21 protein-coding genes are annotated in these 26,538 nt (G+C 58.0%); 8 read left to right on the top strand and 13 right to left on the bottom strand.

Going from position 1 to position 26,538, the window contains the following annotated elements:
- Positions 1-72: 72 nt before the first annotated feature.
- The 3 genes from FJW00_RS05130 to pepA all read right to left on the bottom strand — a co-directional run bounded on the left by FJW00_RS05130 (position 73) and on the right by pepA (position 4,969).
- Positions 73-2,928 (bottom strand): valine--tRNA ligase, encoded by a 2,856-nt coding sequence (locus FJW00_RS05130; RefSeq protein ID WP_140923210.1) that lies wholly within the window; start codon positions 2,926-2,928, stop codon positions 73-75.
- Positions 2,929-2,933: 5 nt separating this feature from the next.
- Positions 2,934-3,392, bottom strand: coding sequence for a DNA polymerase III subunit chi (locus FJW00_RS05125; protein ID WP_009092358.1), 459 nt, complete (start codon positions 3,390-3,392; stop codon positions 2,934-2,936).
- A 65-nt stretch (positions 3,393-3,457) separates the two neighbouring features.
- On the bottom strand, positions 3,458-4,969 hold the full coding sequence (gene pepA, locus FJW00_RS05120) for a leucyl aminopeptidase (RefSeq protein ID WP_140923209.1): 1,512 nt from the start codon (positions 4,967-4,969) through the stop codon (positions 3,458-3,460).
- Positions 4,970-5,237: 268 nt separating this feature from the next.
- Here pepA and lptF point away from each other — a divergent pair, with 268 nt between their 5' ends.
- Positions 5,238-6,338, top strand: coding sequence for an LPS export ABC transporter permease LptF (lptF, locus tag FJW00_RS05115; RefSeq protein ID WP_058957610.1), 1,101 nt, complete (start codon positions 5,238-5,240; stop codon positions 6,336-6,338).
- A complete protein-coding gene (gene lptG, locus FJW00_RS05110; RefSeq protein ID WP_009092354.1) occupies positions 6,338-7,414 on the top strand; it encodes an LPS export ABC transporter permease LptG in 1,077 nt (358 codons plus the stop codon). Before lptF ends, lptG begins: the two co-directional genes overlap by 1 nt.
- Positions 7,415-7,509: 95 nt before the next feature.
- Here lptG and FJW00_RS05105 read toward each other — a convergent pair whose 3' ends face one another.
- From FJW00_RS05105 to FJW00_RS05080, 6 genes are all read right to left on the bottom strand, one after another.
- The gene (locus FJW00_RS05105; RefSeq protein WP_140923248.1) at positions 7,510-8,622 is read right to left on the bottom strand and encodes a M20 family metallopeptidase; all 1,113 of its coding nucleotides are present in this window, start codon (positions 8,620-8,622) and stop codon (positions 7,510-7,512) included.
- A complete protein-coding gene (locus FJW00_RS05100; RefSeq protein ID WP_140923208.1) occupies positions 8,622-9,377 on the bottom strand; it encodes a glutamine amidotransferase in 756 nt (251 codons plus the stop codon). The genes FJW00_RS05105 and FJW00_RS05100 overlap by 1 nt, the downstream gene beginning before the upstream one ends.
- A gap of 12 nt (positions 9,378-9,389) precedes the next feature.
- Positions 9,390-10,469 carry a phosphotriesterase family protein gene (locus FJW00_RS05095; RefSeq protein ID WP_140923207.1) on the bottom strand — a complete coding sequence of 360 codons (1,080 nt, stop codon included), beginning with the start codon at positions 10,467-10,469 and terminating at the stop codon, positions 9,390-9,392.
- Positions 10,470-10,472: 3 nt separating this feature from the next.
- Entirely contained in the window at positions 10,473-11,474 is a 1,002-nt protein-coding gene (locus FJW00_RS05090; RefSeq protein ID WP_162484734.1) for an ABC transporter permease, read from the bottom strand.
- Positions 11,475-11,496: 22 nt separating this feature from the next.
- On the bottom strand, positions 11,497-12,243 hold the full coding sequence (locus FJW00_RS05085) for an ATP-binding cassette domain-containing protein (protein ID WP_167428931.1): 747 nt from the start codon (positions 12,241-12,243) through the stop codon (positions 11,497-11,499).
- Between the two features lie 375 nt (positions 12,244-12,618).
- On the bottom strand, positions 12,619-13,641 hold the full coding sequence (locus FJW00_RS05080) for a LacI family DNA-binding transcriptional regulator (protein ID WP_111207644.1): 1,023 nt from the start codon (positions 13,639-13,641) through the stop codon (positions 12,619-12,621).
- A gap of 323 nt (positions 13,642-13,964) precedes the next feature.
- Here FJW00_RS05080 and FJW00_RS05075 point away from each other — a divergent pair, with 323 nt between their 5' ends.
- Positions 13,965-14,915, top strand: a complete 951-nt coding sequence (locus FJW00_RS05075; RefSeq protein ID WP_140923206.1) for an ABC transporter substrate-binding protein — start codon at positions 13,965-13,967, stop codon at positions 14,913-14,915.
- On the opposite strand, the gene FJW00_RS05070 is transcribed toward FJW00_RS05075, so the two are convergent.
- Entirely contained in the window at positions 14,908-15,789 is an 882-nt protein-coding gene (locus FJW00_RS05070) for a ribokinase (RefSeq protein ID WP_140923205.1), read from the bottom strand. The two genes, FJW00_RS05075 and FJW00_RS05070, sit on opposite strands and share 8 nt — an antisense overlap.
- A 29-nt stretch (positions 15,790-15,818) precedes the next feature.
- Between FJW00_RS05070 and FJW00_RS05065 the strand changes: the two genes are divergently transcribed.
- Positions 15,819-16,664 carry a BtpA/SgcQ family protein gene (locus FJW00_RS05065; protein ID WP_140923204.1) on the top strand — a complete coding sequence of 282 codons (846 nt, stop codon included), beginning with the start codon at positions 15,819-15,821 and terminating at the stop codon, positions 16,662-16,664.
- A 65-nt stretch (positions 16,665-16,729) separates the two neighbouring features.
- On the opposite strand, the gene FJW00_RS05060 is transcribed toward FJW00_RS05065, so the two are convergent.
- Positions 16,730-18,019 (bottom strand): DUF445 domain-containing protein, encoded by a 1,290-nt coding sequence (locus FJW00_RS05060; RefSeq protein ID WP_140923203.1) that lies wholly within the window; start codon positions 18,017-18,019, stop codon positions 16,730-16,732.
- Positions 18,020-18,267: 248 nt separating this feature from the next.
- Here FJW00_RS05060 and FJW00_RS05055 point away from each other — a divergent pair, with 248 nt between their 5' ends.
- Positions 18,268-18,762 carry a hypothetical protein gene (locus FJW00_RS05055; protein WP_140923202.1) on the top strand — a complete coding sequence of 165 codons (495 nt, stop codon included), beginning with the start codon at positions 18,268-18,270 and terminating at the stop codon, positions 18,760-18,762.
- Positions 18,763-18,794: 32 nt separating this feature from the next.
- Here the strand turns inward: FJW00_RS05055 and FJW00_RS05050 are convergent, their stop codons facing one another.
- Together FJW00_RS05050 and FJW00_RS05045 are read right to left on the bottom strand one after the other, a co-directional pair.
- Complete coding sequence (locus FJW00_RS05050) at positions 18,795-20,297, bottom strand: helicase HerA-like C-terminal domain-containing protein (RefSeq protein WP_140923201.1); 1,503 nt, start codon at positions 20,295-20,297, stop codon at positions 18,795-18,797.
- 159 nt (positions 20,298-20,456) lie between these two features.
- Positions 20,457-22,028 (bottom strand): ABC transporter substrate-binding protein, encoded by a 1,572-nt coding sequence (locus FJW00_RS05045; RefSeq protein WP_140923200.1) that lies wholly within the window; start codon positions 22,026-22,028, stop codon positions 20,457-20,459.
- A gap of 691 nt (positions 22,029-22,719) precedes the next feature.
- Here FJW00_RS05045 and FJW00_RS05040 point away from each other — a divergent pair.
- From FJW00_RS05040 to FJW00_RS05030, 3 genes are read left to right on the top strand one after another with little or no spacing between them, the layout of a single operon-like run.
- The gene (locus FJW00_RS05040) at positions 22,720-23,448 is read left to right on the top strand and encodes a gluconate 2-dehydrogenase subunit 3 family protein (RefSeq protein ID WP_046101124.1); all 729 of its coding nucleotides are present in this window, start codon (positions 22,720-22,722) and stop codon (positions 23,446-23,448) included.
- Positions 23,449-23,479: 31 nt separating this feature from the next.
- Positions 23,480-25,249 (top strand): GMC family oxidoreductase, encoded by a 1,770-nt coding sequence (locus FJW00_RS05035; protein WP_058957598.1) that lies wholly within the window; start codon positions 23,480-23,482, stop codon positions 25,247-25,249.
- Between the two features lie 4 nt (positions 25,250-25,253).
- Positions 25,254-26,516: a c-type cytochrome gene (locus tag FJW00_RS05030; protein ID WP_140923199.1), complete on the top strand. Its 1,263-nt coding sequence runs from the start codon at positions 25,254-25,256 to the stop codon at positions 26,514-26,516.
- Positions 26,517-26,538 lie beyond the last annotated feature (22 nt).

Below are 26,538 nucleotides of genomic sequence, written 5' to 3'. Positions count from 1 at the left end.
TCCGGATTTGTACGAGAACAATAAAAAAGCCGGGCAAGCCCGGCTTTATGAATAAGCTGTCAGCTAAGACGCTTACAATGCCGCAATGACCGCCTGCTGTTCAATCAGTTTTGCTTTTGATTGTTGCAGGTCTGCCACGCGCTCGCGCTCTTTCGCCACCACGGCTTCCGGCGCGCGTGAAACAAAGCCTTCGTTCGCCAGCTTGGTCTCGATCTTCTCGATTTCCACATCCAGCTTAACCAGCTCTTTTGCCAGACGCTCCAGCTCAGCGGTTTTGTCGACCAGATCCGCCATCGGGATCAGCAGCTCTGCGCCTTCCACAATTTTAGTGACCGAGACCGGACCTTTCTCGCCTGACGGCAGAATGGTCAGGCTTTCCAGACGCGCCAGGCGTGACAGGAAGTTACGGTTCTCTTCAACGCGGCGCTGGGCAGCCGGTGAACAGTCACGCAGCAGCACATCCAGCGGCTTGCTCGGCGCAATGTTCATCTCCGCACGGATATTACGCACGGCAACGATCGCCTGCTTCATCCACTCGATATCAGCTTTCGCTTCCGCATCTTCCTTCGCGGCATCAAACTGCGGGAACGGCTGCAGCATGATGGTGTCATCGCTGATGTTTTTCAGGCCTTTCACGCGCTGCCAGATGGTTTCCGTGATAAACGGAATGATGGGGTGCGCCAGGCGCAGCAGCGCTTCCAGTACGTGAACCAGCGTGTGACGGGTGCCACGCAGCTCCGCTTCACTGCCACTGTTCATGACCGGCTTGGTCAGCTCCAGATACCAGTCACAGAACTGGTTCCAGGTGAAGTCATACAGGATGTTCGCCGCGATATCGAAGCGATAGGTATCCAGCGCTTCACGGTAGGCTTTCACCGTGTGATTGAACTCGGTCAGGATCCAGCGATCCGCCAGCGACAGCGTCATCTCGCCGCCATTCTGTCCGCAATCCTGCTCTTCGGTGTTCATCAGCACAAAGCGGCTGGCGTTCCACAGCTTGTTACAGAAGTTGCGATACCCTTCCAGGCGCTTCATGTCCCAGTTGATGTCGCGACCGGTTGAGGCCAGTGCCGCCAGCGTAAAGCGCAGCGCATCGGTGCCTGATGGCTCGATGCCGTTCGGGAACTGCTTCTCGGTACGTTTGCGGATCTTCTCGGCCAGCTGCGGCTGCATCATGTTGCCGGTACGTTTTTCCAGCAGCGCTTCCAGCGAGATGCCATCAACCATATCCAGCGGGTCAATCACGTTGCCCTTGGATTTTGACATCTTCTGACCCTCTTCATCACGGATCAGACCGGTCATGTAGACGGTTTTAAACGGCACCTGCGGTTTGCCATTTTCATCTTTGATGAAGTGCATGGTCAGCATGATCATGCGGGCAATCCAGAAGAAGATAATGTCGAAGCCGCTGACCAGCACGCTGGTCGGATGGAAGGTGCGCAGCGCTTCGGTGTTCTCCGGCCAGCCCAGGGTAGAGAAGGTCCACAGGCCTGAGGAGAACCAGGTGTCCAGCACGTCATCATCCTGACGCAGCGCCACATCGGCGGCCAGGTTGTTTTCCGCGCGCACTTCGTCTTCAGTGCGGCCGACGTAGACATTGCCGTCGTTGTCATACCACGCCGGAATGCGGTGACCCCACCACAGCTGACGGGAGATACACCAGTCCTGAATATCGCGCATCCAGGAGAAGTACATGTTTTCATACTGCTTCGGCACGAACTGGATATCACCGTTCTCAACGGCTTCAACCGCCACTTTCGCCAGCGGGGCGGTACGCACATACCACTGGTCAGTAAGCATCGGTTCAATCACCACGCCGCCACGGTCACCGTAAGGAACGGTCAGGTCGTGGGGTTTGATCTCATCCAGCAGGCCCAGTTCATCCACCGCGGCGACAATCGCTTTACGCGCGGCAAAGCGTTCCATGCCCTGGAAGGCGGCCGGGATGTCGTCGGAGCAGACATCGCTGGCTTCGCCGTTGGTGTCATACACCTGAGCGCGGTCGCGGATATCGCCGTCAAAGGTCAGGATGTTGATCATCGGTAAGCGATGACGACGGCCGACTTCGTAGTCGTTGAAGTCATGAGCCGGGGTGATTTTGACGCAGCCGGTGCCTTTTTCCATGTCCGCGTGTTCGTCGCCGACGATCGGGATCAGGCGGCCAACCAGCGGCAGCATTACGAATTTGCCGATCAGATCTTTATAGCGCGGATCTTCCGGGTTCACGGCCACGCCGGTGTCGCCCAGCAGGGTTTCCGGACGGGTGGTGGCGACGACCAGGTAATCTTTGCCGTCGGCGGTTTTAGCGCCATCCGCCAGCGGATAGCGGATATGCCACATCGAGCCTTTGCTCTCGCGGTTTTCCACTTCCAGATCGGAGATTGCGGTGCGCAGTTTCGGGTCCCAGTTCACCAGGCGTTTGCCACGGTAGATCAGGTTCTCTTTGTAGAGGCGAACAAACACCTCTTTAACAGCGTTGGAGAGGCCTTCGTCCATCGTGAAGCGCTCGCGCTCCCAGTCAACGGAGTTACCGAGACGACGCATCTGGCGGGTAATGGTGCCGCCGGATTCCGCTTTCCACTCCCAGATTTTTTCGATGAACGCATCGCGGCCATAATCCTGGCGCGTTTTGCCCTCTTCAGCCGCAATCTTGCGCTCAACCACCATCTGCGTGGCGATGCCCGCGTGGTCCGTGCCCGCCTGCCACAGGGTGTTTTTGCCCTGCATGCGCTGGTAACGGATCATGGTGTCCATGATGGTTTGCTGGAAGGCGTGACCCATGTGCAAGCTACCGGTGACGTTCGGCGGCGGGATCATGATGCAAAAGCTTTCCTGGCTGGTGTCGCCATTCGGTTTGAAGTAGCCCTGCTTTTCCCAGTGCTCGTAAAGCGGCTGCTCGATATCTTGCGGGTTATATGTCTTTTCCATTTCTGCTATGTCGTTTGCGGCTGTGGTGGCGCTGCCGTATTCAATTGGAAACCCACGCTGCGATACGCTTTGTAGCGATCGCGCGCGAGTTGTTTGAGAGCGTCTTCGTAAGGAACGAAGTCTATCACTTCATGGAAAGCAGTAGCAAAATCTGCGAAGTGGGGCAGCAGGCTTATCAGCAGGTCGCGCGGTGAACTGCCGCGACGCTGTGGCCAGGCCAGCTCAACCGGCGCCCCGTAGCGCGGGCCTTCACCCGCCAGGTTGTGCGGCACGAAGGCATTGGCCGGTCGTTGCCACAGCGCTTCGTCGAGACGAATGGCTTGCTGTTCATCTTCGCAGGCAATCAGCACCCGCTTTCCGGCCCGCCAGCGTGTTTCCGCCAGATTGCACACCAGCGCTTCAACAGCGCTCAGGCCATCCTGGGTGGCATCGGTTTCCAGCACGTAGAAGGTTGCGTTTTTCATCGGTTTGCTCATCAGAAGATCAAGGGCGGAATCAGATCCGCCCTTGCTGTCAGAAAAGAGGGCGCTTAATCGTCGCCGTTCAATCCTGCCCGATTCAACAGAAACTGTGACAGCATCGGCACCGGACGACCGGTGGCGCCTTTGGCCTTGCCGGAGCGCCAGGCGGTTCCGGCGATATCCAGGTGCGCCCAGTTATATTTGCGGGCGAAACGCGCCAGGAAGCAGGCGGCGGTGATCGCGCCGCCCGGACGGCCTCCAATGTTGCCCATATCGGCAAAGTTGGACTCCAGCTGCTCCTGGAACTCATCCGCCATCGGCAGACGCCAGGCGCGATCGCCGGACTGCTCGGACGCGCTGATCAGCTCATGCGCCAGCGGATTGTGGTTCGACAGCAGGCCGCTGATGTGATGGCCCAGCGCAATCACGCAGGCACCGGTCAGCGTCGCGACGTCGATCACCACTTCCGGGTCGAAACGCTCGACGTAAGTCAGCGCATCACAGAGTACCAGACGGCCTTCGGCGTCGGTGTTCAGCACTTCGACCGTCTGGCCTGACATGGTGGTCAGCACGTCACCCGGACGCATCGAACGGCCATCCGGCATGTTTTCACAGCCCGCCAGCACGCCGACCACGTTCAGCGGCAGGTTCAGCTCGGCCACCATACGCATGACGCCATAGACCGCGGCGGCGCCGCACATGTCATACTTCATCTCATCCATGCTGTCGGACGGCTTGATGGAGATGCCGCCGGAGTCAAAGGTCAGCCCTTTACCCACCAGCACAATCGGGCGCGCGTCGGCGTCCGGATTGCCTTTGTATTCAATGACCGACATCAGCGACTCATTCTGCGAGCCGGCGCCGACGGCGAGATAGGCGTTCATGCCCAGCTCTTTCATCTGCTGTTCGCCGATCACGCGGGTAGTCACATTTTTGCTGAAGGCATCGGCCAGCTGGCGCGCCTGTGACGCCAGATAGGCGGCGTTACAGATGTTAGGCGGCATGTTGCCGAGATCTTTGGCCGCTTTCATACCGGCGGCAACCGCCAGCCCGTGCTGGATCGCCCGCTCGCCGCTGGTCAGCTCGCGACGGGTCGGCACGTTGAACACCAGCTTGCGCAGCGGACGACGTGGCTCGGCTTTGTTGCTCTTCAGCTGATCAAAGTTGTAGAGCGCCTCTTTTGAGGTTTCCACCGCCTGACGCACTTTCCAGTAGGTATTGCGACCTTTGACATGCAGCTCGGTCAGGAAGCAGACCGCTTCCATGGAGCCGGTGTCGTTCAGCGTATTAATGGTTTTCTGAATGACCTGCTTGTACTGGCGTTCGTCCAGTTCACGCTCTTTCCCGCAGCCAATCAGCAGAATACGCTCAGACAGGATATTTGGCACATGATGCAGCAGCAGTGTCTGGCCCACTTTTCCTTCCAGCTCGCCGCGGCGCAGCAGGGCACTGATGTAACCGTCACTGATTTTATCCAGCTGTTCGGCAATCGGTGACAGACGACGCGGTTCGAAAACGCCAACGACAATGCAGGCACTGCGTTGTTTTTCCGGGCTTCCGCTTTTTACACTGAACTCCATGCACTCTCCTGAATCTTAAAGACAACGGCCGCTGCTGCCGCTAGAATGTAGCGCGCTCATGACCCATTTATTCATTGTCGCAGCATGACATTCTGCCGCTGGAGGTCATAATGAATCAGGGTGACAAGATGTTGTTTTTTCACCACCCGGACGCGTTTTTCATACAATTTTAGCTACGACGACGGCCATTGATGAAGAAAAATGGCTGATAAGCGTTGAAACTAGCGATTTTCCTGCAAAAAGACAAGTTTTCACAGGCGTACTAAGCGTGATCATCATTAGATATCTGGTTCGGGAAACGCTCAAAAGCCAGCTGGCTATCCTGTTTATCCTGCTACTCATCTTCTTTTGCCAGAAGTTAGTCAGGATCCTGGGAGCCGCGGTGGATGGCGAAGTGCCGACAAACCTGGTTCTGACACTGTTAGGACTCGGCGTGCCTGAAATGGCACAACTTATACTGCCCTTAAGTCTGTTTCTGGCGATCCTGATGACGCTGGGACGGCTTTACACGGAAAGTGAAATTACCGTGATGCACGCCTGCGGCCTGAGTAAGGCCGTGCTGGTTAAAGCGGCGATGGTATTGATGCTCTTTACCTCGCTGGTGGCGGCGGTAAACGTTATCTGGCTCGGCCCCTGGTCATCCCGCTATCAGGATGAGGTAACGCAGAATGCCAAAGCGAACCCGGGAGCCGCGGCGATGGCCGCTGGCCAGTTCCAGACCTCCAGCGACGGCAGCGCCGTGCTGTTTGTCGAGGATGTAAAGGGCAACCAGTTTGGCAACGTTTTCCTGGCGCAGCTGCGGCCTAAAGGCAATGCGCGTCCGTCAGTAGTGCTGGCCGACAGCGGCCACATGGAGCAGCGTAAAGATGGTTCGCAGGTGGTGACGCTGGATAAGGGCACCCGCTTTGAGGGCACGGCCCTGCTGCGTGACTTCCGCATTACCGACTTCACCAACTATCAGGCGATTGTGGGCTATAAGGCGGCGACGCTCGATCCGAATGATGCAGAGCAGTCGAGCTTTACCGGCCTGTTCAGCAACAACACGCCTGAGTTTAAGGCTGAGCTGCACTGGCGTCTGACGCTGGTGTTCGCGGTGCTGGTGATGGCGCTGATGGTGGTGCCGCTCAGCGTGGTGAACCCCCGTCAGGGACGCGTGCTGTCGATGCTGCCCGCGATGCTGCTCTATCTGATCTTCTTCCTGCTGCAGAGTTCGCTGAAGTCGAGCGGAGCAAAAGGCCGCCTCGATCCGGGTGTGTGGATGTGGGTGGTGAATATCAGCTATCTGCTGCTGGCGATAGTGCTTAACCTGTGGGATACGGTGCCGATGCGTCGGGTTCGCGCCCGCTTTACACGCGGAGGGTCAGTCTGATGTTTCGCGTTCTTGACCGTTATATCGGTAAAACGATTTTCAATACGATAATGCTGACGCTGTTCATGCTGGTGTCGCTTTCCGGCATCATCAAGTTCGTCGATCAGCTGCGTAAGACCGGGCAGGGGAGCTACAGCGCGCTGAGCGCCGGCTATTACACCCTGCTGAGCGTGCCCAAAGATATTGAGATTTTCTTCCCGATGGCGGCCCTGCTGGGTGCTCTGCTGGGACTGGGCGCGCTGGCGCAGCGCAGTGAGCTGGTGGTGATGCAGGCGGCGGGCTTTACCCGCATGCAGGTGGCGCTGTCGGTGATGAAAACGGCGATTCCGCTGGTGCTGCTGACCATGGCGATCGGGGAATTTGTGGCGCCGTCAGGCGAGCAGATGGCGCGTAACTACCGGGCGCAGCAGCTTTACGGCGGCGCACTGGTGTCGACGCAGAATGGTCTGTGGGCGAAGGATGGCAACAACTTCATCTTTATTGAGCGCATTAAAGGCGACAATGAGATTGACGGCGTCAGCATCTATAACTTTACCGATCAGCGCCGTTTACAGAGCGTGCGTTATGCGGCGACGGCGACCTGGGATAAAGACAAAAAGCGCTGGATACTGTCGCAGGTCGATGAGTCGAACCTGACCGATCCGAAGCAGATTACCGGCTCACAGAGTCTGAGCGGCGAGTGGAAAACCAATCTGACGCCTGACAAGCTGGGCGTGGTGGCGCTCGACCCGGATGCGTTATCGATTCGCGGTCTGTATAACTACAGTAAGTATCTGAAGCAGAGCGGCCAGGAGTCAGGACGTTACCGGCTGAATATGTGGAGCAAGATTTTCCAGCCGCTGTCGGTGGCGGTGATGATGCTGATGGCGCTGTCGTTTATTTTCGGTCCGCTGCGCAGCGTGTCGATGGGGGTACGCGTCGTGACCGGTATCAGCTTCGGCTTCCTGTTCTACGTGCTGGATCAGATTTTCGGCCCGCTGAGTCTGGTTTACGGACTGCCGCCGGTGCTGGGGGCGATCCTGCCAAGCTTCGCGTTCTTTGCGATCAGTATGTTTATGCTGATTAAGCGGCGCTAAGCACCGTGAATGAAAAAAGGCCGCCTCTCAGGGCGGCCTTTTTTATGGCGGGCGCCGTGCGCCCCTTTATTCGCCCGGCCGTCTGAGGCACCCCTCTATGATTTCATCCAGTCGTTAATCAACGCACCATACAACAGCTCCGCTTCCGCTAACCGGCTCAGCAGGCAATATTCATCGGTCTGGTGTGCCATGGATGGCTCGCCGGGACCAAGGATAATGCAGGGCGGCGTACCCAGTGCGGGCAACAACAGTGACGCATCAGTAAAATAGGGCACAATGCGCGGCGTCAGCGGAGCGTCATGTAACGCCTGACAATGCTGATAAACGGAATGAATCCAGGCCTGATTCTCTTCGCTCAGCACGGCCGGCAGATCCACCAGCGTCGTCACCGTTACGCTCTCTCCCAGTAAGGTTGTCAGTTGCTGTCGAATGGTGGCGTGCTGCAGATTGGGTGCGCTGCGGATATCCACATCAAATTGGGTGCGATCGGGCACAGAGTTAATGTTCAGGCCGCCTGAAATGCGTCCGACGTTAACGGTCGGCTGCTTCATCAGCGGATGTGGCGCGCCAGGCGAGAAGTGCTGGATCCTGCCCAGAGCCTCCGCCGCCAGATAAATGGCATTAATGCCCAGTTCCGGCATCGCGCCATGGGCCGTTTTCCCGCGCGTTTCACAGCGTAGCCAGAGTGCGCCTTTGTGGCCGATAACCGGATAGTTGGCGGTGGGCTCGCCGACAATCAATGCGCCGACATCGGGCAGGTCAGCGGCAGCAATCAGCGCCCGCGCGCCGTCACAGCCCGTCTCCTCCCCGCCGGTGATCATCAGCACGACGCCGGAACCCTGCTGAATCGCCTGCTGATGCGTCACGCAGGCCACAGCAAAAGCCGCGACAGCGGCCTTCATGTCACTCGAACCGCGTCCGTAAAGCCGGTCACCCACGATTTGACCAAACGGATCGAACTGCCAGTCAGCATTGCCGAGCGGGACCGTATCCAGATGGCCGGTAAATGCCAGCTGCGGGCCGGGCTGACGGCCAGGGAGACGGGCAATCAGGTTCAGGCGATTTTCACCGAAGGGGGACAGGGTGACCTCAAAGCCCCGTTCCGCCAGCCACTCTGCCAGAAAGTGCATGCAGGCCGCTTCGTTGCCCGGGGGATTAATGGTGTCAAAGCGCAACAGCTGCTGCGCCAGCGTCTGGCTCTGGCTCATCATCCGCGCACCGTTAACCAGTCCAGGCAGTTGATCCACAGCTGGCGGTAACCCGGCCACTGAGCAAATTCCTGCGGCAGCCAGTGCGCAGACATATCGCTGGTCCAGACCAGTGAGCGACCCTGCTGATACTCGCGCACCGCCAGCAGCGGATGTGACGTGCCGGCGATGGTCGCCAGCAGTTTACCTTCCGGGTGCATCTCCACTTCGTTATAGCCCAGTAGCCATGGCCAGTCGTCTGGCATACCGGCGAACAGCGCGTGAGATTCGGTCACGCAGGGATAAACGCCTTCGGGCGTTTCGATGCGGTCATCCCAGGCCAGGCAGCGCACCGGCAGGACTTTCTCGACCACCGTGTTGCGATAGCGCGCGCCGCCATTGATACCCTGAAAACTGAAGTAGCCGCCAATCATCATCAACGCGCCGCCCGCCGCCACATAGTCGTGGATCAGCGTCAGGCGATTTGCCGTGCGCTGGCTCTTCAGCCAGGTATCCGGGTGCAGCAGCAACGTATTGGCGCCGATGTCGGACAGAATGATCGCATCCCACTGCTGAAGCCCGTCCGGGGTTAAAGGAAAGTCGGTGGCGGCAGCATGGGCGGGCATGTAGGTGATGGCATAATCGCTGTCGGCCAGCGCCGCCATAAAGTCGGTCGCGCCATTATGCCAGGTGGCGGTGGCAAACTGATCGAAGCCTTTGACGTGAACAGACGTGCTGGTCCAGGACTCGCCGACCAGTAAAATTTTCTTCTGCATTCAGGTTCTCCCTTACCCACCAAAAACGCGCTGTGGGTTAGCAATCAGTAAGGTTTCAAGTTGTTCGCCGCTGACGCCGTGGCGTTTCAGGCGCGGGACAAAATGTTTAAGGATGTAGCCATAGCCGTGACCGCCGTAGCGGGTCAGCATGGTTTTCAGGAATACGTCCTGCGACAGCAAAATCTGTTCGATAAAGCCGTCATCGATCAGCTCGCGAATGGCGCGGGCATTCTCCTCATCGGACGGTGACTGCGCGGTCTCATCGGCGTAGTAATAGCTCATGCCGATCATGTCATATTCCAGAAAGGCGCCGCGCTGTGCCAGATCGCGCTGGTAGCGCTTATCGGCAAAGCTGGGGTTCATGTGGCACAGCACCACATGATGCAGGTCAGCGCCTTCTTCTTCCAGGATATCCAGCACCCGATGGCCTAAGCGCTCCCAGCCGGGCAGATGCACCTCAACCGGCACGCGTGTCGCGGCACTGGCGCGGCCCGCCGCCCGCAGGGATTTCTCCTCGTCAGGGGTAAAGCGGCTGGACACACCGATTTCGCCGATCAGGCCAGCCAGCACCTCGGGTTTCTCCTCTCTGCCGCCCAGGTCATAAATCAGCCTGTCAGCGAGCGCGTCGATGCTGATCGTTTTGACCCAGTCGGGATGTGAGGGCTCCAGATACAGCCCGGTGCTCATGATGATGTTCAGCCCGGTCAGGCGCGCGATGCGCTGCAGCGCTTTCGGGTCACGACCAATGCCGATATTGGTGGGATCCACCACCGTCTCGCCGCCCAGTGCCCGGAACTTCATCAGCTCTTCAATCGCCAGATCCACATCAAACAGCTGACAGTTATCGCGGCTGATCAGCGGATTAAGCGACAGCTCGCCCAGGTTTTCGATGCTGACCGGCATTTCCGCCAGGTGACGCTCGCCACAGCAGCAGGGCGGTACCCACTTGCCGGAGGCATCCAGCAGAATGTGCTCATGCATCAGCGTCACGCCCATCTCACTCACCGGCAGCGGGCCAAGGACGGTCATCACATAGCCGCTGTTGCTGCCCAGCGGCAGCGGATCGGGATGACGAAAAATAGAGTGTTTCATCAGCTATCCTTTCGCCGCCGATCGCGTCGGGTTGAGAATGCGGGTGTTGAGCCAGATGGCCAGCAGAATAATCGTACCGGTGGCGATCTGCGTGTAAAACGGGGAGATATGCGACAGAATCAGGCCGTTCTGGATGATGGCAATCGACAGCGCGCCGAGCAGCGTGCCGATAACGGTCCCGAAGCCGCCAAACAGGCTGGTACTGCCCAGCACCACCGCCGCGATCACCTGCAACTCGAAACCTTCGCCCTGGTTAGAGGAGCCGCTGCCCAGACGCGCGGTGATGATCATGCCCGCCAGCGCCGCCGCCATACCGCTGAGGATGTAGACCTTCATGGTCACGGCTTTAGTGTTAATGCCGCTCCGGCGCGCGCCTTCCGCATTCGCGCCAATCGCCGTGACATAGCGACCAAAACGCATATGATTCAGCGCGATATGGCCAACGATCAGCGCCACGATGCCTATCAGCGCGGGCATTGGCACGCCCAGTACCCAGGCGCGGCCCATTAAAGCGAACGGGCTGTCGGCAGGGATGGGAATGGAGTAGCCCTGGGTAATCAGCAGCGCCACGCCGCGCACCACCGCCAGCGTCGCCAGCGTGACGATAAAGGCCGGAATGCCTTCGTAAGCGATAAAGAAGCCGTTAATGGCCCCCACCAGCGCGCCCAGCAGCAAGCCGCCCAGCAACACCACTGGCCAGGGCAGGCCCCAGTTATTCAGCGCGATAGCGGAAAGGGCGCCGACCAGCGCCAGCGTCGATCCTACGGAAAGATCGATCCCGCCCGTGGTGATCACCAGCGTCATCGCTGTGGCGACGATCAGCAGCGGCGCGCTCTGGCGAATGATATTCAGCCAGTTAGCACTGCTGAGGAAGTTGCCGGTGATCAGGGAAAAGACCACGCAGCAGAACACGAAAAACAGCGCGATGCTCACCACGCCAGAGTGGTTGTGCAGCAGACGACGCGGCAGCGAGTGCTGTGTCATACGGGAACTGCTCAGATTCATAATAGTCATCCTGTTACCTCGCTCAGTGCGCAGCGGCCGAGCGGGCGACAAACTTCTCACCCACGATCAGATTGACGATCTCGGTCAGATCCGTTTCGGCCACGCGGCGCTCCGCCACATTGGTGCCCTCGTACATCACCATGATGCGATCGCACACCAGGAAAAGATCCTGTAAGCGATGGGTGATCAGGATGACGCTCACGCCCCGTGCCGACACCCGGCGGATCAGCTCCAGCACCGCCTCCACTTCGGCGACGGCCAGCGCGGCGGTGGGTTCATCCATAATCAGTACCTTGGGATCGAAGGCGGCAGCGCGTGCAATGGCAATCGCCTGGCGCTGCCCGCCGGATAAGTTGCGCACCAGCAGCCGGGTATCCGGGATAGAAATTCCCAGGCCTTTCAGCATTTCCCGCGCGTCAGTGTGCATTTTTTCTTCGTCCAGAAACGGGATGCCGAAAATGGACTTCATCGGTTCACGTCCCATAAACAGGTTGCCTGCCACATCGACGGTGTCGCACAGCGACAGGTCCTGATACACCATCTCAATATGGCAGCGGCGCGAATCCGCCGGGTTAGAGAAATGCTGCTCTTCACCATCAATACGAATCGTGCCGCTGGTCGGGACGACCGCACCTGACAGCACCTTGGTCAGCGTGGATTTTCCCGCGCCGTTGTCGCCCACCAGACCCAGCACTTCACCCGGAGCCAGTTGCAGGTTGACGCCCTGCAGAGACCGGATTGCGCCATAGGTCTTGGTAATATTCACCATCTCTACCCGTGTCAGGGCAGTGTGTGCCTGCTGCATATGATTACTCCCATCACCACTAACGGGACCGTTACTCTGCATGTAAAAAGGGGCTATCCGGCACGGTTTACGCCCTTGTAAACCGGTTTACCTACAGGATAAACCCTTTGTCACAACACACAGAACAACACGCTACACGATATTTGTTTGCCGGGTGAGACAGTGCAGCTTCCGTGCCAGTCTGTGACCCGGCGTGGCACTTATGGTCTAACTCACTGTAATACAGCACATTTGCGGTTTGACTTCAGGTAAACCGGTTTACTGAACAGAAAACGGCAAAATTAAGGCGCTCACTTTTTGCGCCACTATTGTGCGCTTTTGCGCCATTCTGGATCGTGGTTAACGGATCCGTATCGAGTCGCGCGCCACCCATTCAACCTGCAGGCGGGTTTCGGCGGGGACGGGGAGGTCATCATTCAGGATACGCAACATGATCTCTACGGCCGTGCGGCCCAGTTCACGTGCGGGCTGGCGGATGGTGGATATACGCGGCTGGGTGAAGTCAGCATAGGTGGCGTCATCAAAGCCCACCAGTGACAGCGCGTCGGGCGCACTGAGCCCACGCGCGCGCAGGCCATCCATCAATCCCAGTACCAGAAAATCGCTGGCGGCAAAGACGGCGGTGGGGCGCTCTGCGCGGCTGAACAGCTGTTCCAGCGCCTGTTTACCGAACTCACGCTGGTATTCGCCGTACATCACCCATTCGGGCGGGACACGCAGGCCAGCCTGCTCCATTGCGGTGCAGAACCCCTGGTAGCGTTCGCGTACACTCATCAGCTCCGCCGGGCCGCCGACAAAGGCGATATCCCGATGACCCGCAGCAATCAGATTTTCGGTAGCCATCCGTCCACCCTGAACGTTGTCGGCAAACACCTTAGGCACGACGCTGCCAGGGATGTCCTCATCCAGCAGCACGATGCGCTGGTGGCGGTTAATCTCTTTGCGTAACAGACCGTTATCAGGATGGTTGGTGGTAAACAGCAGGCCATCCACCTGGCAGGTATCCAGCCAGCGAATAAACTGACTCTCTTTGTCCGGATGGTTGCGGGTAATACAGAGTACCAGGCTGTAGCCATGGGCAGAGGCGGCTTCTTCAGCGGCATCTGCCAGTTCGGCAAAGAAGGGATTGGTAATATCGGGCAGCACCAGCCCCAGGGTTTCGCTGCCGCCCTTACTCAGGCGACGCGCCAGGCTGTTACCGCGATAATCCAGCTGACGAATCGCCGCTTCAATGCGATCAATCGTCTCCTGCGGCAGCATAATGCTTTGATTCATATAGCGGGATACGGTCGCTTTAGAGAGCCCGGCCAGCGCTGCCACATCCGATAACAGCACCCGTTTTTTACTCATATCACCTGCCATCTTGCCCGGAATCGGCTATCAGTAACACAGTTGCGCGCAGCGGAGACAGTTTTTCCATGCCCGCTGACGATAAAATAATCGCTTGACAAAATTTAGCCAGAAGCGAATGTTAAAGGCAGTTTACCGCACGACCCGGGAGTCACTCCCAAACCCGATTAATTCCTTTCACACGTGCACCATAATGGACGGTGTGCAGAAAGTCGATTATTCAGGTTCTGGCTGAAGCAGCCATTCAGACGATATTTGCCCGCCAACACTATTCCCTCTGCATTTTAATGCGGAGATCGACTGGTTATCGCTCATTCCCGACGAGGAATTTTAAGATGATGGCATTTAACACCAGAAAACTGCGTGCTGTTGCGCTGGCAACCGGCTTACTGTCTGCGGGTTCATTATTTTCACTGGCAAAAGCCGCGCCCACTTATGCGCTGGTTCAGATCAATCAGCAGGCCCTGTTTTTTAATCAGATGAATAATGGCGCCCAGGAAGCAGCGAAAGCCAGCGGTAAAAATTTAGTGATCTTTAACGCCAACGATAATCCAGTGTCTCAAAACGACGCCATTGAAACCTATATTCAGCAGGGTGTGAAGGGCATTATGGTGGACGCGATTGACGTCAACGGCATTATGCCAGCCATTAAAGAAGCGGCCGCCGCCAGAATACCGGTTATTGCGATTGATGCGGTATTACCGGCGGGCCCACAGGCGGCACAGGTGGGCGTGGATAACCTGGAAGGCGGCAAAATTATTGGTCACTATTTTGTCGACTACGTGGCGAAAAATATGGGCGGCAAAGCGCGACTGGGCATTGTGGGTGCGCTGAATTCGGCCGTACAGAACCAGCGTCAGAAAGGGTTTGAAGAAACCATCAAAAGCAATCCGGGCATCACCGTCGCGGATGTGGTTGATGGTCAGAACGTGCAGGATACGGCGATGACGGCGGCAGAAAACCTGATCACCGGTAACCCGGATTTAACCGCTATCTACGCGACCGGCGAGCCGGCACTGCTGGGCGCAATTGCGGCGGTGGAAAACCAGGGCCGCCAGAAAGAGATCAAAGTCTTTGGCTGGGATCTGACGTCCAAAGCCATCAGCGGGATTGATGGCGGTTATGTCACGGCTGTCCTGCAACAAGCCCCGAAAAAGATGGGTGAAGAGGCGGTAAAAGCCCTGAACGCGATTACCGCAGGCAAAACCGTGTCGAAAACCATTCTGGTTCCGGCCACGGTGGTGACCAAAGCCAACGTGGACAGTTATCGCGCAATGTTTAAATAACCGCTGGCTCGCCGCCTGACTGGAGCAGCGCGGCGAGTTCCTCTGCGGTGGGGAAGGCCTGACGTGTCCCATGACGGCTGACAGTGAGCGCCGCAGCCTGACTGGCATGCGTCAGTGCTAAGGCATCGATTTCCCCCCCGCGCAGGATCGCGGAAGCCAGCATCACGGCAAGAAAGGTATCGCCTGCGCCGGTGGTATCTGTGGCATTAACGGGTTGCGCCGGACAAAACGTTCGCTGGTCGCCCTGCGTCAGCCAGGCGCCCGCACTGCCCAGTGTGGTCACTAACGTTTTCACTGCGCGGGGCTGCAGCTGCTGCGCTTCGTGCTGATTGACCACGGCGATATCGACCAGCGACCAGCATGAGGCAAAAGCGGCGTGCACGGGTGAGGGGTTAAATACGGTTATCAGGCCGCAGGATTTGGCCAGGCTGAACAGCGCATGGGTTTTTTCGGGCGAGAAATTGCCCTGCTGCACCAGCAGATCGCCGGGACGCGCGCTGGCCAGATGGTGGCTAAGCGTATTGATATCCAGCGCATCTGCCGCCGATGTACTGGTAATAATGGCGTTATCGCCGTCGGCGCTGTGCAGAATAAGCGAGGTGTCGCTCAACGCGGTCATGGGCTGCGTGGGCAGTAACGTCACGGGCTCGTTCATGAGCTGCTGACGGATCCATTTTCCTTTGCTGTCGTGACCGGTCGCGGCAATTAAACAGGTTTCAATGCCGCAACGGGATAACACTATCGCCTGATTCGCGCCTTTTCCGCCGATATCCTGCGATCGCTGATAACCGTGAACAGAGGCGCCCTTAGCCGGAATGTCGGTAACAGACCAGGTTTCATCGACAGTAATATTTCCAGCCACATAAACACGCATAGTGTTTTCCCGAACAGGATAAAGAAGCGATGGTTGCTATATCAGCAGAAAAAATTGATGCAATACAAGCGATATTTTCACGCCCTAAAGCGGTTATTGGCGTCATTCATTGTGACCCCTTCCCGGGCTCACCAAAATATCGGGGCAAACCTGTCAGCGCGATAATTGATCGCGCATTACGCGATGCGGAAAATTATATTGCTGGCGGGGTTCACGGCCTGATTGTGGAAAATCATGGCGATATTCCATTTTCAAAACCTGAGGATATTGGCCCGGAAACGCCGGCGCTGATGGCGGTGATTACGGAAAAAGTGCGGGAGCGTTTCGGCGTGCCGCTGGGCATTAACGTGCTGGCGAATGCCGCGCTGCCTGCCTTTGCCACCGCGCTGGCGGGCGGGGCGGATTTTATCCGCGTCAATCAGTGGGCGAATGCTTATATCGCCAACGAAGGCTTTATTGAAGGGGCTGCCGCGAAAGCGCTGCGCTACCGTAGCCAGCTGCGGGCCGAACATATCCGGGTATTCGCCGACAGCCATGTTAAACACGGCAGCCACGCGATAGTGGCCGATCGCTCTATTCGGGAACTGACCCGCGATGTCGACTTCTTCGAAGCGGATGCGGTTATCGCCACCGGACAACGCACCGGCGACAGCGCCACGCTGGAGGAAATCGACGAGATCCGCGCTGCCACCACCTTACCGCTGCTGGTGGGATCGGGCGTGACGCCCGCCAACGTCTGCCAGATTCTGGCGCGCACGCAGGCCGTGATCGTGGCCAGTGCGCTCAAAGTCGATGGCGTCTGGTGGAACGATGTGGATCGGGAGAGGGTAAAAGCGTTTATGGCGGTCGCGCAGCCTGCGCTGGAGCAGCCATAACCGCCCTTTATTGCCTGACGCAGAGAACAAAAAATCCCGCAGGGAGGCGAGGTTTTTTGGGTACGTCAGCCCAGCCAGCCTTTCACCACCGGCAGCACGGCGGGAAGCTGCGACAGCAGGTAGAGGATCAGCCCGATGGTGCCGCCCACCAGCGTCCCGTTGATGCGGATAAACTGCAGATCCTTACCGATGTTCAGCTCTATCTGCTGCGACATATCCCGTGCATCCCAGCTTTTCACCGTGTCGCTGATATGGCGCGTCAGGAAGCGGGCAAACTCCGGCGCGACGCTGCGGGCGGCCTGCTCCAGGTGCTGATTCATTGAGTCGCGCAGCGCCGGGTCGGCGGCCAGGGTTTCGCCCAGCCAGCGTGCCGCATCGCCTATTTTCGCCTGCACGCGCGACTCTTCGCTGCTGAAATCTGCCTTGAGCCAGCTGCGCATATCATTCCAGAGCTCGCCGATATAGCGGTTAAAGGAGGCATCCTCTTTCAGCCAGCCTTTGATCTCGTCGGCGCGGGCCGCCATTTCCGGGTCGCTCTGCAGCTTCACGATGAGCTTCTCAACCGCCCGGTTAAAGCCCAGCCGCAGCTCATGGCCTTGATCCAGCGCCACATCATCCAGCAGGGAATCCACCGCGTTCGCCACCAGTTCTGCGCTGTGCTCGCCCAGCCACTCGGTCGGCAGCATTTTCGCCTTGATGGGATGCTCGCGCTTCAGCCAGCGCACCAGCTGGTTAGCGATAAATTCCCGGGTGGTGGGTTTGTGCAGCAGCTTCAGCAGCTGATCGATTGCCGCGTCCAGCAGCGCCTGGTGACGATTGTTCTTTGTCAGGCTCTCCAGCACCAGGGCACTGGTCTGGCTGAGATCGACTTTGTCGATAGCGCGATGCACCGCACGACGCATAAAGGTCTGGATGCGGGTGTCATCGGTCAGATCCAGGAAGCCGCGCATCACCTGCAGCAGATGGCGGCCCACGCGGTCGGCGTTACCTGGCGCATTGAGCCACTGCGCCAGCAGGGTAGAGGGATCGTAGCGGCGGATCAGATTCAGCAGCGAATCGGTATCCAGAAACTTCTCCTGCACAAAGCGCCCCAGATTCTCACCGATGCGATCTTTGTTGCGCGGAATAATGGCCGTATGACGGGCAATAAACGGCACCGGCACGCGGCGAAACAGCGCCACCACCGCAAACCAGTCGGCCAGTGCGCCGACCATCGCGGCTTCCGCTATGGCTTTGATGCCGCTGACGTAAAAGCTGGGCGGCAGAAACAGTGTGACGATAAAGGTGAGAGCGGCCAGCAGCAGCAGCGAGAGCGCCAGGCGTTTGGTCCGTTTGAGTTCGCGTTGTTTATCCATATCCTGATCTTAGCAGTTTGCCTGCTTAACAGGTCAACGTTCTCCTCTCCCGGTCGAAAAGTGCAGTTAAGTCTGGCACGGATTAATGCGGTCTTAACCGGGCGGGCGAGGCGCTGACCAGACTGTTCCTAAAAACTAATCACCTTAAAAATTACCACTCTGATAAACAGTTACGGCGGTGTACATTCCGGAGGCAGTCTCCTTACGTTGACACACCCTATCCATGGAACCAGACCAGGAGAATTCACGTGAAAGCAATCGCAACGGCAACCGCCAGTCTGTTGATGTTAATGAGTGGTATCGGCGCGCATGCAGAAGGGCTGACCACCTCTGCCGATGGAAAAAATCTGACCGTCAGCTTCGGCAAGCCCACCATTAAGCAGGTCCTGCATTACCGTAAAATGTACGACAAAAAACCCTTTCCCGATGCCGAAATTTATTACTACGACAACGGCACCTATAAAATCATCTCGCAGGGTGAAAACCATTACGGCGTCTACGTGATGCAGGGCAGTTTCGATGATGAGACCTTCACGGTGCGCTTTATCTCGCTGCCCTCCAGCGACTGGGGTAACAAGACCGCCTTCCATCAGCTGACCTTTGTGCGCGGCGATAAGCAGAACGTGTTTATCCAGAACGCGATTGTCAATACCGGCGAAGCGATTGCCCAGCAGAACGGTACCTACACGCAGGAAAAGAACAGTGTCACCAACCCGGTCTCCACCCACTGGAAACATCAGTAGCGTTAAGGTGGCAGCCCGGCTGCCACCCACCTTTAGCGGCGACGACCGCCAAACAGGCTGCCCAGCACGCCGCGAATGATCTGGTGAGTAATCTGACGCCCGGCGCTCTTCGCCATGGTCTGCACCACACCATCCCGCTTGCCGCCGCGCGGACCGGTGCTGCCAAACAGGATCTCTTTTAATCCCCCCAGAATCCCGTCATCGACCGCTACCGCGTTGCCTTTGGCTGCAGGCGCATTGGCCTTGTCACTGGCGGCCTGCACGCCCTGTTGCAGCCGTTCATAAGCCGATTCCCGATGGATGTCCGTGTCATATTTGCCATACAGCGGCGAATGGTTGATCAGACCGTTGCGCTCATCGCCTGTCACCGGCCCCATGCGTGAACCAGGCGCAATCACCATGGCGCGCTCGACGACCGACGGACTGCCTTTGGCATCCAGGAAGGAGATGAGTGCTTCGCCGGTGCCGAGTGCCTGAATGGCCTCTGCGCTGTCAAAAGCCGGATTGGCGCGCAGCGTCTCTGCGGCGGTTTTCACCGCCTTCTGATCTTTGGGGGTGAAGGCGCGCAGGGCGTGCTGTACGCGGTTGCCAAGCTGGCCCAGCACCCGATCCGGGATATCCGCCGGGTTCTGGGTCACAAACCAGACGCCGACCCCTTTGGAGCGGATCAGGCGCATCACCTGTTCGATCTTCTCCAGCAGCACCGGCGGCGCGTCGGTAAACAGCAGGTGCGCCTCATCAAAGAAGAAGACCAGCTTAGGCTTATCCAGATCGCCCGCTTCCGGCAGACGCTCATACAGCTCTGACAGCAGCCACAGCAGGCTGGTGGCATAGAGTTTCGGCATCTGGTAGAGCTTTTCAGCAGAGAGGATGTTAATGACGCCTTTACCGCTGCTGTCGACGCGCATCCAGTCGGCGATATCCAGCATCGGTTCGCCAAAGAAGTGCTCTGCACCCTGTTGCTCCAGCGTCAGCAGACCGCGCTGAATCGCGCCGATCGAGGCGCTGTTGATATTGCCATACTGGGTCTGGAAGCTCTTCGCGTTGTCACCGATGTACTGGGTCATGGCGCGCAGATCTTTGAAGTCCAGCAGCAGCAGGCCCTGATCATCGGCGATGCGGAAGATAATCTGCAGAACGCCGCTCTGCACCTCATTAAGGTTCAGCAGGCGCGCCAGCAGCAGCGGGCCGAGATCGGAGACGGTTGCCCGCACCGGATGGCCTTTCTCACCAAAGATATCCCACAGCACCACCGGATTGCTCTGCGGTTGCCAGTCGGTGACGCCGATCTTCGCCAGTCTCTCCTGAAGCTTTTCGCCGGACTGACCGGCCATCGCCACGCCGGTTAAATCGCCTTTCACGTCGGCCATAAAGACCGGCACGCCGCTGGCGGAGAAGGATTCGGCCAGCTTCTGCAGCGTGACGGTTTTACCGGTGCCGGTTGCGCCGGTGATTAAGCCGTGGCGGTTCGCCATTTGCGGTAACAGATGGAGTTCGACGTCAGGCGTCCGGGCAATCAGTAGCGGAGATGTCATGATTTTCCTCTCTCGGGCAACGGGTTATGCCTGAAGGATAGCAAGCGAAGGGCAGGGAAGAGGAGAACAATTCGTCAAAAGCGGGGCCGTTGCGCTGTCCTGCAACGGCCTCGCTTTTACTGGTGTCATTTCAGGCAGGCTGCACCCCTGCCGGGTTTTCTACTTCTGCACCTCTTCAAAATTGAGCAGGCTGACGCCGATACCCTGCTGCAGGCTCTTCAGGTTGCTGCGCACGGCGACCTGAGTTGCGCCCTGCAGCAGCAGAACAAACGGCGAATCCTGCTGGACGCGGGTCTGCAGGGCCGTGTAAAGGCTGCGACGTTTTGCGGCGTCACTCTCTCCGGCGGCGGCGCGGGTCTGCGCGCTGAGTTCAGGGATGGTCCAGCCGACGCGCCAGGCCAGGGTTTTGCCGCCGCCGGGCACGTTATAAGCAAAGGCGCTGGCGTTGGTGTTGGGATCGATGTAGTCCGCGCCCCAGTAGGAGAAGATCGCCTGGAAGTCACGACTGCGCATTTTGCTCCACAGCTCCGATTCCGCCACCGGCTGAAGATCGAGTTGCACCTCGGCTTTGGCAAAGCTCGCCTGCAGCGCCTGCGCCACATCGATGTAAGGGGGCTGGTTGACCACCGTCAGCGCGATATGCGTGCCCGGTTTAATGCCGCCTTTCTGCAGTATTTCCTGTGCCTTTTTCAAATCGTAGTGGAACGGTGTGGTATTCAGGGTGCCGTCAAACCCGTCCGGCAGGAAGCTCTGGTGAATACGGTACTGACCTTTCAGCAGCTGGTTCGCCAGGCTCTCATAGTCCACCAGCCAGCGCGCTGCCTGCCACAGCGCCGGATTGCCCAGCGCCGGTTGTTGCGGACTTTGGGTGTTAAAGCCGAGGTAGTAAACCAGGCTCGACGGGAAGGCCTCGACACGCACCCCCGCCGTGTTCTTCAGCGCGGCGATCTGGTCCGGGCCGAGCTGATAGGCGACATCCACATCTCCCTGCTGGATCAGCAGCCGGCGGCTGCCCGGATCGGCCACCCCTTTCAGCAGAACGCGCTTCAGATGCGGTTTTTGGGTGCTGTAAGGATTGGCCTCCAGAACCAGCGCCTGCAGCGGCACAAACTGCCTGATGGCGTAGGCGGCGCTGCCTGCCGAGTGCACCTTCAGCCAGCCGTTGCCGTAGTCGTTGTTACTGGCGTGCTGCCGGACCAGCCTGCTGTCAACAATCGAGGCGACCGGCGCGGTCAGCAGGCGCAGCGCCAGGTCGCGGCCAATCTCCGCCGGCCAGCGCAGCTCAAGCTGGTGGTCGCTGATCACCGTGAACTGTTGGTCGATATTTTCTGGCGTCCAGCCAAACTCGCCCAGAATAAAAGAGGGTGCTTTATTCAGCTTCACCGCGCGGGTTAAGGAGAACACCACATCCTGAGCGGTCAGCGGATTACCGCTGGCGAAGCGGGCCTGGGGATTAAGATCAAACACCAGACTGTGCGGCGTTTTGCCCGCCTGCCAGCGGGTCGCGGCCAGCGGCGAAAGCTGCTGCGGATTGTGATGATCCGGCTCCAGTAGAAGCTGGTAAATATTACGCAGGCTGCTGTTACTGATAGCTTCAAAACTTTCCGCCGGGTCAAAACTGATGATGCCATCCAGCGGAACGGCCACCACCAGTGTATCGGCGGGGGTGGCGGCGTGTGCGGAATGAACCAGAGTCAGCGCCGTTAACAGGGACAAAAGCGTTTTTCGCATAGAGAGGGTTATCCTGAGTCGGTAATGGCTCTACTCTAGCGGGCGTCCGATAATCTCAAAATGCCGGTTTGTTCTGAGCTTTGCACAAATAGTCGCGTCAGATTCAGGCGGACAGGAAGGAGAATATAATGGCGGATGGTGATTATTTTTTTAAGACTCTTTTCGAACCGGAAATATTATTCCTGCTCACCGAAGCAAAAGCCCGTTATCTGTAACTGACCACCTGAAAAAAGCGGCCTGTTTAAAGCGTGGCGTGCTGAAAAGACAGCGAGCAGGGAAGCGTAATTCTTTTATCGATCAATTAGCGTGATAATGACAGTAGGAAAATATCCCGCCACATAGCTGCCGGGTAATGGCTAATTAACCGATTTTTATCGTTTTTTCCCGGAATTACCCCTTCCGGTTATGCTTTTTTCTGCCCGCTGAATGGGTGCCGTCTGATAACCTTTTTCTGCTGTGACAGCGCGTAAATTTTAAATTTACATTCAGACACATTTATATCCCTAAGATTGTCAGGTCTTTAACCGATATATTTTCTTTGTCACCGATAGATAATTCTACCCGCCCTTAACCGTTCTGCCGTCGTCTGTGCCGTGTGCGTGAATACCGGCGGGGAATACCCCTCTGCGCATCGCCTTTCAGCGTCATCAGCGATTAAGAGGGGTATTCAGCAGATGAGAGTCGTGCGGATATGCTTTTAGAAAAACCCACCACCAGGCGTAAATTTTTGCTCGGTTCACTGCTGGCGCTGCCATTAAGTGAGCTGGTGTTAAAGGGCATCACGGCGGCACAGGCGGCAGAGATGGCGGCCCCCGAGTTAGCCGATTACAGGCCGATCTTTTTCAGTGCCGACGAGTGGCAGTTCATCCTGGCGGCCACCGATCGTCTGATCCCGGCAGGCGGCAAAGGCAAAGCGCCGGGCGCGCTGGAAACCAATGTGCCGATCTTTATCGATCAGCAGCTGCACAGCGAAGCCTTCGGCAGTGAGATCTATCTGCAGGGGCCTTTCAATACCCAGGCTCCCGCGACGCTGGGCTATCAGATCCCGTTCCGTCCCCAGCAGATCTACCAGACCGGCATAAAGCTGCTCAATCAGTGGTGCCATGACACCCATCAGAAAGCGTTTGCTGCGCTGACGCTGGAGGAGAAGGATGCGGTGCTGACGCAGGTGAATAAAAACCAGATCGACTTTGCCGCGCTGGGCGAAGCCGATCTCAGACCGTCACATTTCTTCAGCCAGCTGCTTTCCGATACCAAACATGGCTATCTGGCCGACCCGATGTATGGCGGCAATAAAGGGATGAAAGCCTGGATCGCCATCGGCTTCCCCGGCGCGCGTGCCAGCTTCACCGAGTGGGTCAAACAGCACAACGTGCCTTATCCGCTCGGCCCGGTCAGCATCAAAGGTGAACGCGCCTGAGGCGCTTCCACATCAGGTAAACAGGATTATCATGGCACAGGTTACTAAAAAAGAAGTCGACGTCGTGGTCTGCGGCCTCGGCTGGGCAGGCTCACTGATGAGTATTGAGCTGGCGCTGGCAGGACTGGAGGTGCGCGCCCTGGAGCGCGGCGGCGATCGCGATTATGACGAGTTCGCCTATCCGAAACCGGCAGATGAATATGCCTATGCGGTGCGCAACAAAGTGTTCGCCACCCCGGCAGAAGTGGCGGTCACCGTGCGCTACAACAGCAGCCAGACCGCACTGCCTACCCGTAAATGGGGTGCATTTGCGCCGGGCACCGGCGTCGGCGGCGCAGGCATGCACTGGACGGCGGTACTGATCCGTCCCACTCCGACCGATATCAAACTCAAAACCTATGTCGACGAGGCGTACAAGCCCGGCATTCTGCAGGAAGATATGCGGGTGATGGACTTCCCCTTCAGCTGGGAAGAGATCGAGCCGTACTACTACAAATTCGAGCTGATCTGCGGCCAGTCGGGCAACACCGGCAATCTGCGCGGCAAAATCCTGCCGGGCGGCGATCCGTTTGAAGGGCCACGTTCTGAACCTTATCCGCTGCCCGCGCTGGAAGACACGCTGAACAATGTGATGTTCAAAGAGGCGGCGCAAAAACTCGGTTACCACCCGTTCCCGAACCCGTCGGCCTGTGTGTCGCGGGCGTGGAAAAACCCCTACGGCAACCAGATCGCCCCCTGCAACTACTGCGGCTACTGCAGTAAATATCCCTGCCTGAACTACTCCAAAGCGTCGCCGCAGACGGCGGTGATGGACGCGCTGAAGCGCATGCCGAACTTCTCTTATGAAGTGAACGCGGAAGTGATTAAGGTGGTGCTGAACGATGATAAGAAAACCGCCAAAGGGGTGATCTACATCGATGCGCAGGGCAATGAGTGCTTCCAGCCGGCGAAAATCGTAGTGCTAAGCAGCTTCCAGCTCTACAACGTAAGGCTGATGCTGCTCTCCGGCATCGGCAAGCCGTACAACCCGATAACCGAAGAGGGCGTGGTCGGCCGTAACTACGCCTTCCTGTCGAACGGCGGCGCGACCCTGTTCTTCAAAGATAAAAACTTTAACCCCTACGCCACCGCAGGCGCGACCGGGCAGATGTTTAACGATATCTCGCCAGGCAACTTCGATGGCCCCGGGCTGGGCTTCCTGGGCGGCGCGAAGATCCACAGTTCACAGGCGACCGGCACGCCCATCAGCACCGCGCTGCCAAAAGGCACGCCCTCCTGGGGCATGGGCTACAAGGAGGGCCTGGAGGAGTGGTACGGTCATTCGATGAAGATCAGCATTACCACCACCTGTCAGTCCTACCGCGATATCTATCTGGATCTCGATCCGAACTACAACGATCACCGCGGGCTGCCGCTGCTGCGTATGACCTTCAACTGGAAAGAGAATGAGCTGAGGCTGCAGCAGCATCTGAAAGGGATCGTCGGCAATATCGCTAAAGAGCTGAACCCCGACAGCATGAGCATGAGCTTCCTGCCGATGGGCGCGGATTTCGATATCACCAAATATGTCTCGACCCACAACGTGGGCGGGGCGGTGATGGGCGATAACCCGAAAACCTCGGCGCTGAACAAATACCTGCAGAGCTGGGATGTGCATAACGTCTTTGTGCCGGGCGGCAACGCCTTCCCGCAGAACTTCCAGGCGAACCCGACCGACACCATCGGTGCGATTACCCTGATGGCCGCACAGGCGATTAAAGATCACTACCTGAAAAATCCCGGCCCACTGGTACAGGCATAAGCGCATGAATAAGCTGAAACTTAACTCTTTTATCGCCAGCAGCGCGCTGCTGCTGGGCAGCCTCTCTGCGCTGCCGGTTCACGCCGAAGATGAAGCACAACTGATTAAGCAGGGTGAATACCTCTCCCGCCTCGGTGACTGCATGGCGTGCCACTCGCTGCCGGGCAAGCCTGACTATGCGGGCGGACTGGCGATTACCTCGAACATCGGCACCATCTTCTCCACCAATATCACGCCCGATAAGCAACACGGCATCGGTAACTACAGCGAGCAGCAGTTTGCTGACGCGGTGCGTAAAGGCATCCTGCCGGACGGCTCCCGTCTCTATCCGGCGATGCCTTATCCCGATTACGCCAGAATCAGCGATGCCGATATCCACGCGCTCTACGTCTACTTTATGAAAGGCGTGCAGCCGAGCGCAGAACAGCCACCGGAAACGGATCTGAGCTTCCCGTTCAGCCAGCGCTGGGGCATGCGTTTCTGGAACTGGGCGTTCGCGTCCGATAAGCCGTTCCGGCCAATCGGTGGCGCATCAGCCGAGGTTAACCGCGGTGCCTATATCGTGGAGAGCCTGGGTCACTGCGGCAGCTGCCATACGCCGCGCGGCCTGGGCATGAACGAAAAAGCCCTCGACAGCGGTGACGAACAATTCCTGGCAGGTGGCAGCCTGAACCACTGGGCAGTGCCGTCGCTGCGTGGCCTGCCGCACTGGAGCCAGCAGGAGATCGTGGATTACCTGCAGACCGGGCGTAACGATAAGGCGGCGGTGGGCGGCGAGATGACCTCTGTGATTGAGCACAGCAGTTCGCACATGACCGATGCCGATCTCAACGCCATCGCCGCTTACCTGAAGTTTCTGGGCGGCAATCCGCCCCTGCAGGCCTATAACGTGCAGGCGCAGCAGGCAACGGAAGCAAAACTTACCGCGGCGAAAAACCTCAGCGAAGGTGAGCGTCTCTATCTGGATAACTGCGGTGCCTGTCACTTCGTGACCGGTAAAGGCGCACCGGGCGTCTTCCCGGAGCTGGATCAGGCGACGATCGTCAACGCCAGCGACCCCACCGGTCTGATCCATACGATCCTGGCGGGCGCGCAGCAACCCTCTGTCGCTAAGGCCCCGTCAAAACTGGCGATGCCTGGCTTTGCCGGACGGCTGAGTGATGATGAAGTGGCGCAGCTGGCGACCTTTATTCGTCAGGGCTGGAGCAACAGCGCGCCAGCCGTGAGTAAAGATCAGGTGGCTGAGGTGCGTAAAACGCTGAAGTAACGAAGAAGGGCTTCCCCTCGGC

The sequence above is a fragment of the Pantoea anthophila genome (genome assembly GCF_006494375.1).
GTDB classification, from domain to species: Bacteria; Pseudomonadota; Gammaproteobacteria; order Enterobacterales; family Enterobacteriaceae; genus Pantoea; species Pantoea anthophila.
Note: the sequence above shows the minus strand (reverse complement) of the source record. Positions and strands in the feature narration are given on the sequence as shown.

Excerpts from the sequence above, each read along its gene's own strand:
- FJW00_RS05130 (WP_140923210.1), bottom strand. The coding sequence starts at position 2,928 with ATGGAAAAGACATATAACCCGCAAGATATCGAGCAGCCGCTTTACGAG.
- FJW00_RS05125 (WP_009092358.1), bottom strand. The coding sequence starts at position 3,392 with ATGAAAAACGCAACCTTCTACGTGCTGGAAACCGATGCCACCCAGGAT.
- pepA (WP_140923209.1), bottom strand. The coding sequence starts at position 4,969 with ATGGAGTTCAGTGTAAAAAGCGGAAGCCCGGAAAAACAACGCAGTGCC.
- lptG (WP_009092354.1), top strand. The coding sequence starts at position 6,338 with ATGTTTCGCGTTCTTGACCGTTATATCGGTAAAACGATTTTCAATACG.
- FJW00_RS05105 (WP_140923248.1), bottom strand. The coding sequence starts at position 8,622 with ATGAGCCAGAGCCAGACGCTGGCGCAGCAGCTGTTGCGCTTTGACACC.
- FJW00_RS05100 (WP_140923208.1), bottom strand. The coding sequence starts at position 9,377 with ATGCAGAAGAAAATTTTACTGGTCGGCGAGTCCTGGACCAGCACGTCT.
- FJW00_RS05095 (WP_140923207.1), bottom strand. The coding sequence starts at position 10,469 with ATGAAACACTCTATTTTTCGTCATCCCGATCCGCTGCCGCTGGGCAGC.
- FJW00_RS05090 (WP_162484734.1), bottom strand. The coding sequence starts at position 11,474 with ATGAATCTGAGCAGTTCCCGTATGACACAGCACTCGCTGCCGCGTCGT.
- FJW00_RS05085 (WP_167428931.1), bottom strand. The coding sequence starts at position 12,243 with ATGGTGAATATTACCAAGACCTATGGCGCAATCCGGTCTCTGCAGGGC.
- FJW00_RS05080 (WP_111207644.1), bottom strand. The coding sequence starts at position 13,641 with ATGGCAGGTGATATGAGTAAAAAACGGGTGCTGTTATCGGATGTGGCA.
- FJW00_RS05075 (WP_140923206.1), top strand. The coding sequence starts at position 13,965 with ATGATGGCATTTAACACCAGAAAACTGCGTGCTGTTGCGCTGGCAACC.
- FJW00_RS05070 (WP_140923205.1), bottom strand. The coding sequence starts at position 15,789 with ATGCGTGTTTATGTGGCTGGAAATATTACTGTCGATGAAACCTGGTCT.
- FJW00_RS05065 (WP_140923204.1), top strand. The coding sequence starts at position 15,819 with ATGGTTGCTATATCAGCAGAAAAAATTGATGCAATACAAGCGATATTT.
- FJW00_RS05060 (WP_140923203.1), bottom strand. The coding sequence starts at position 18,019 with ATGGATAAACAACGCGAACTCAAACGGACCAAACGCCTGGCGCTCTCG.
- FJW00_RS05050 (WP_140923201.1), bottom strand. The coding sequence starts at position 20,297 with ATGACATCTCCGCTACTGATTGCCCGGACGCCTGACGTCGAACTCCAT.
- FJW00_RS05045 (WP_140923200.1), bottom strand. The coding sequence starts at position 22,028 with ATGCGAAAAACGCTTTTGTCCCTGTTAACGGCGCTGACTCTGGTTCAT.
- FJW00_RS05040 (WP_046101124.1), top strand. The coding sequence starts at position 22,720 with ATGCTTTTAGAAAAACCCACCACCAGGCGTAAATTTTTGCTCGGTTCA.
- FJW00_RS05035 (WP_058957598.1), top strand. The coding sequence starts at position 23,480 with ATGGCACAGGTTACTAAAAAAGAAGTCGACGTCGTGGTCTGCGGCCTC.
- FJW00_RS05030 (WP_140923199.1), top strand. The coding sequence starts at position 25,254 with ATGAATAAGCTGAAACTTAACTCTTTTATCGCCAGCAGCGCGCTGCTG.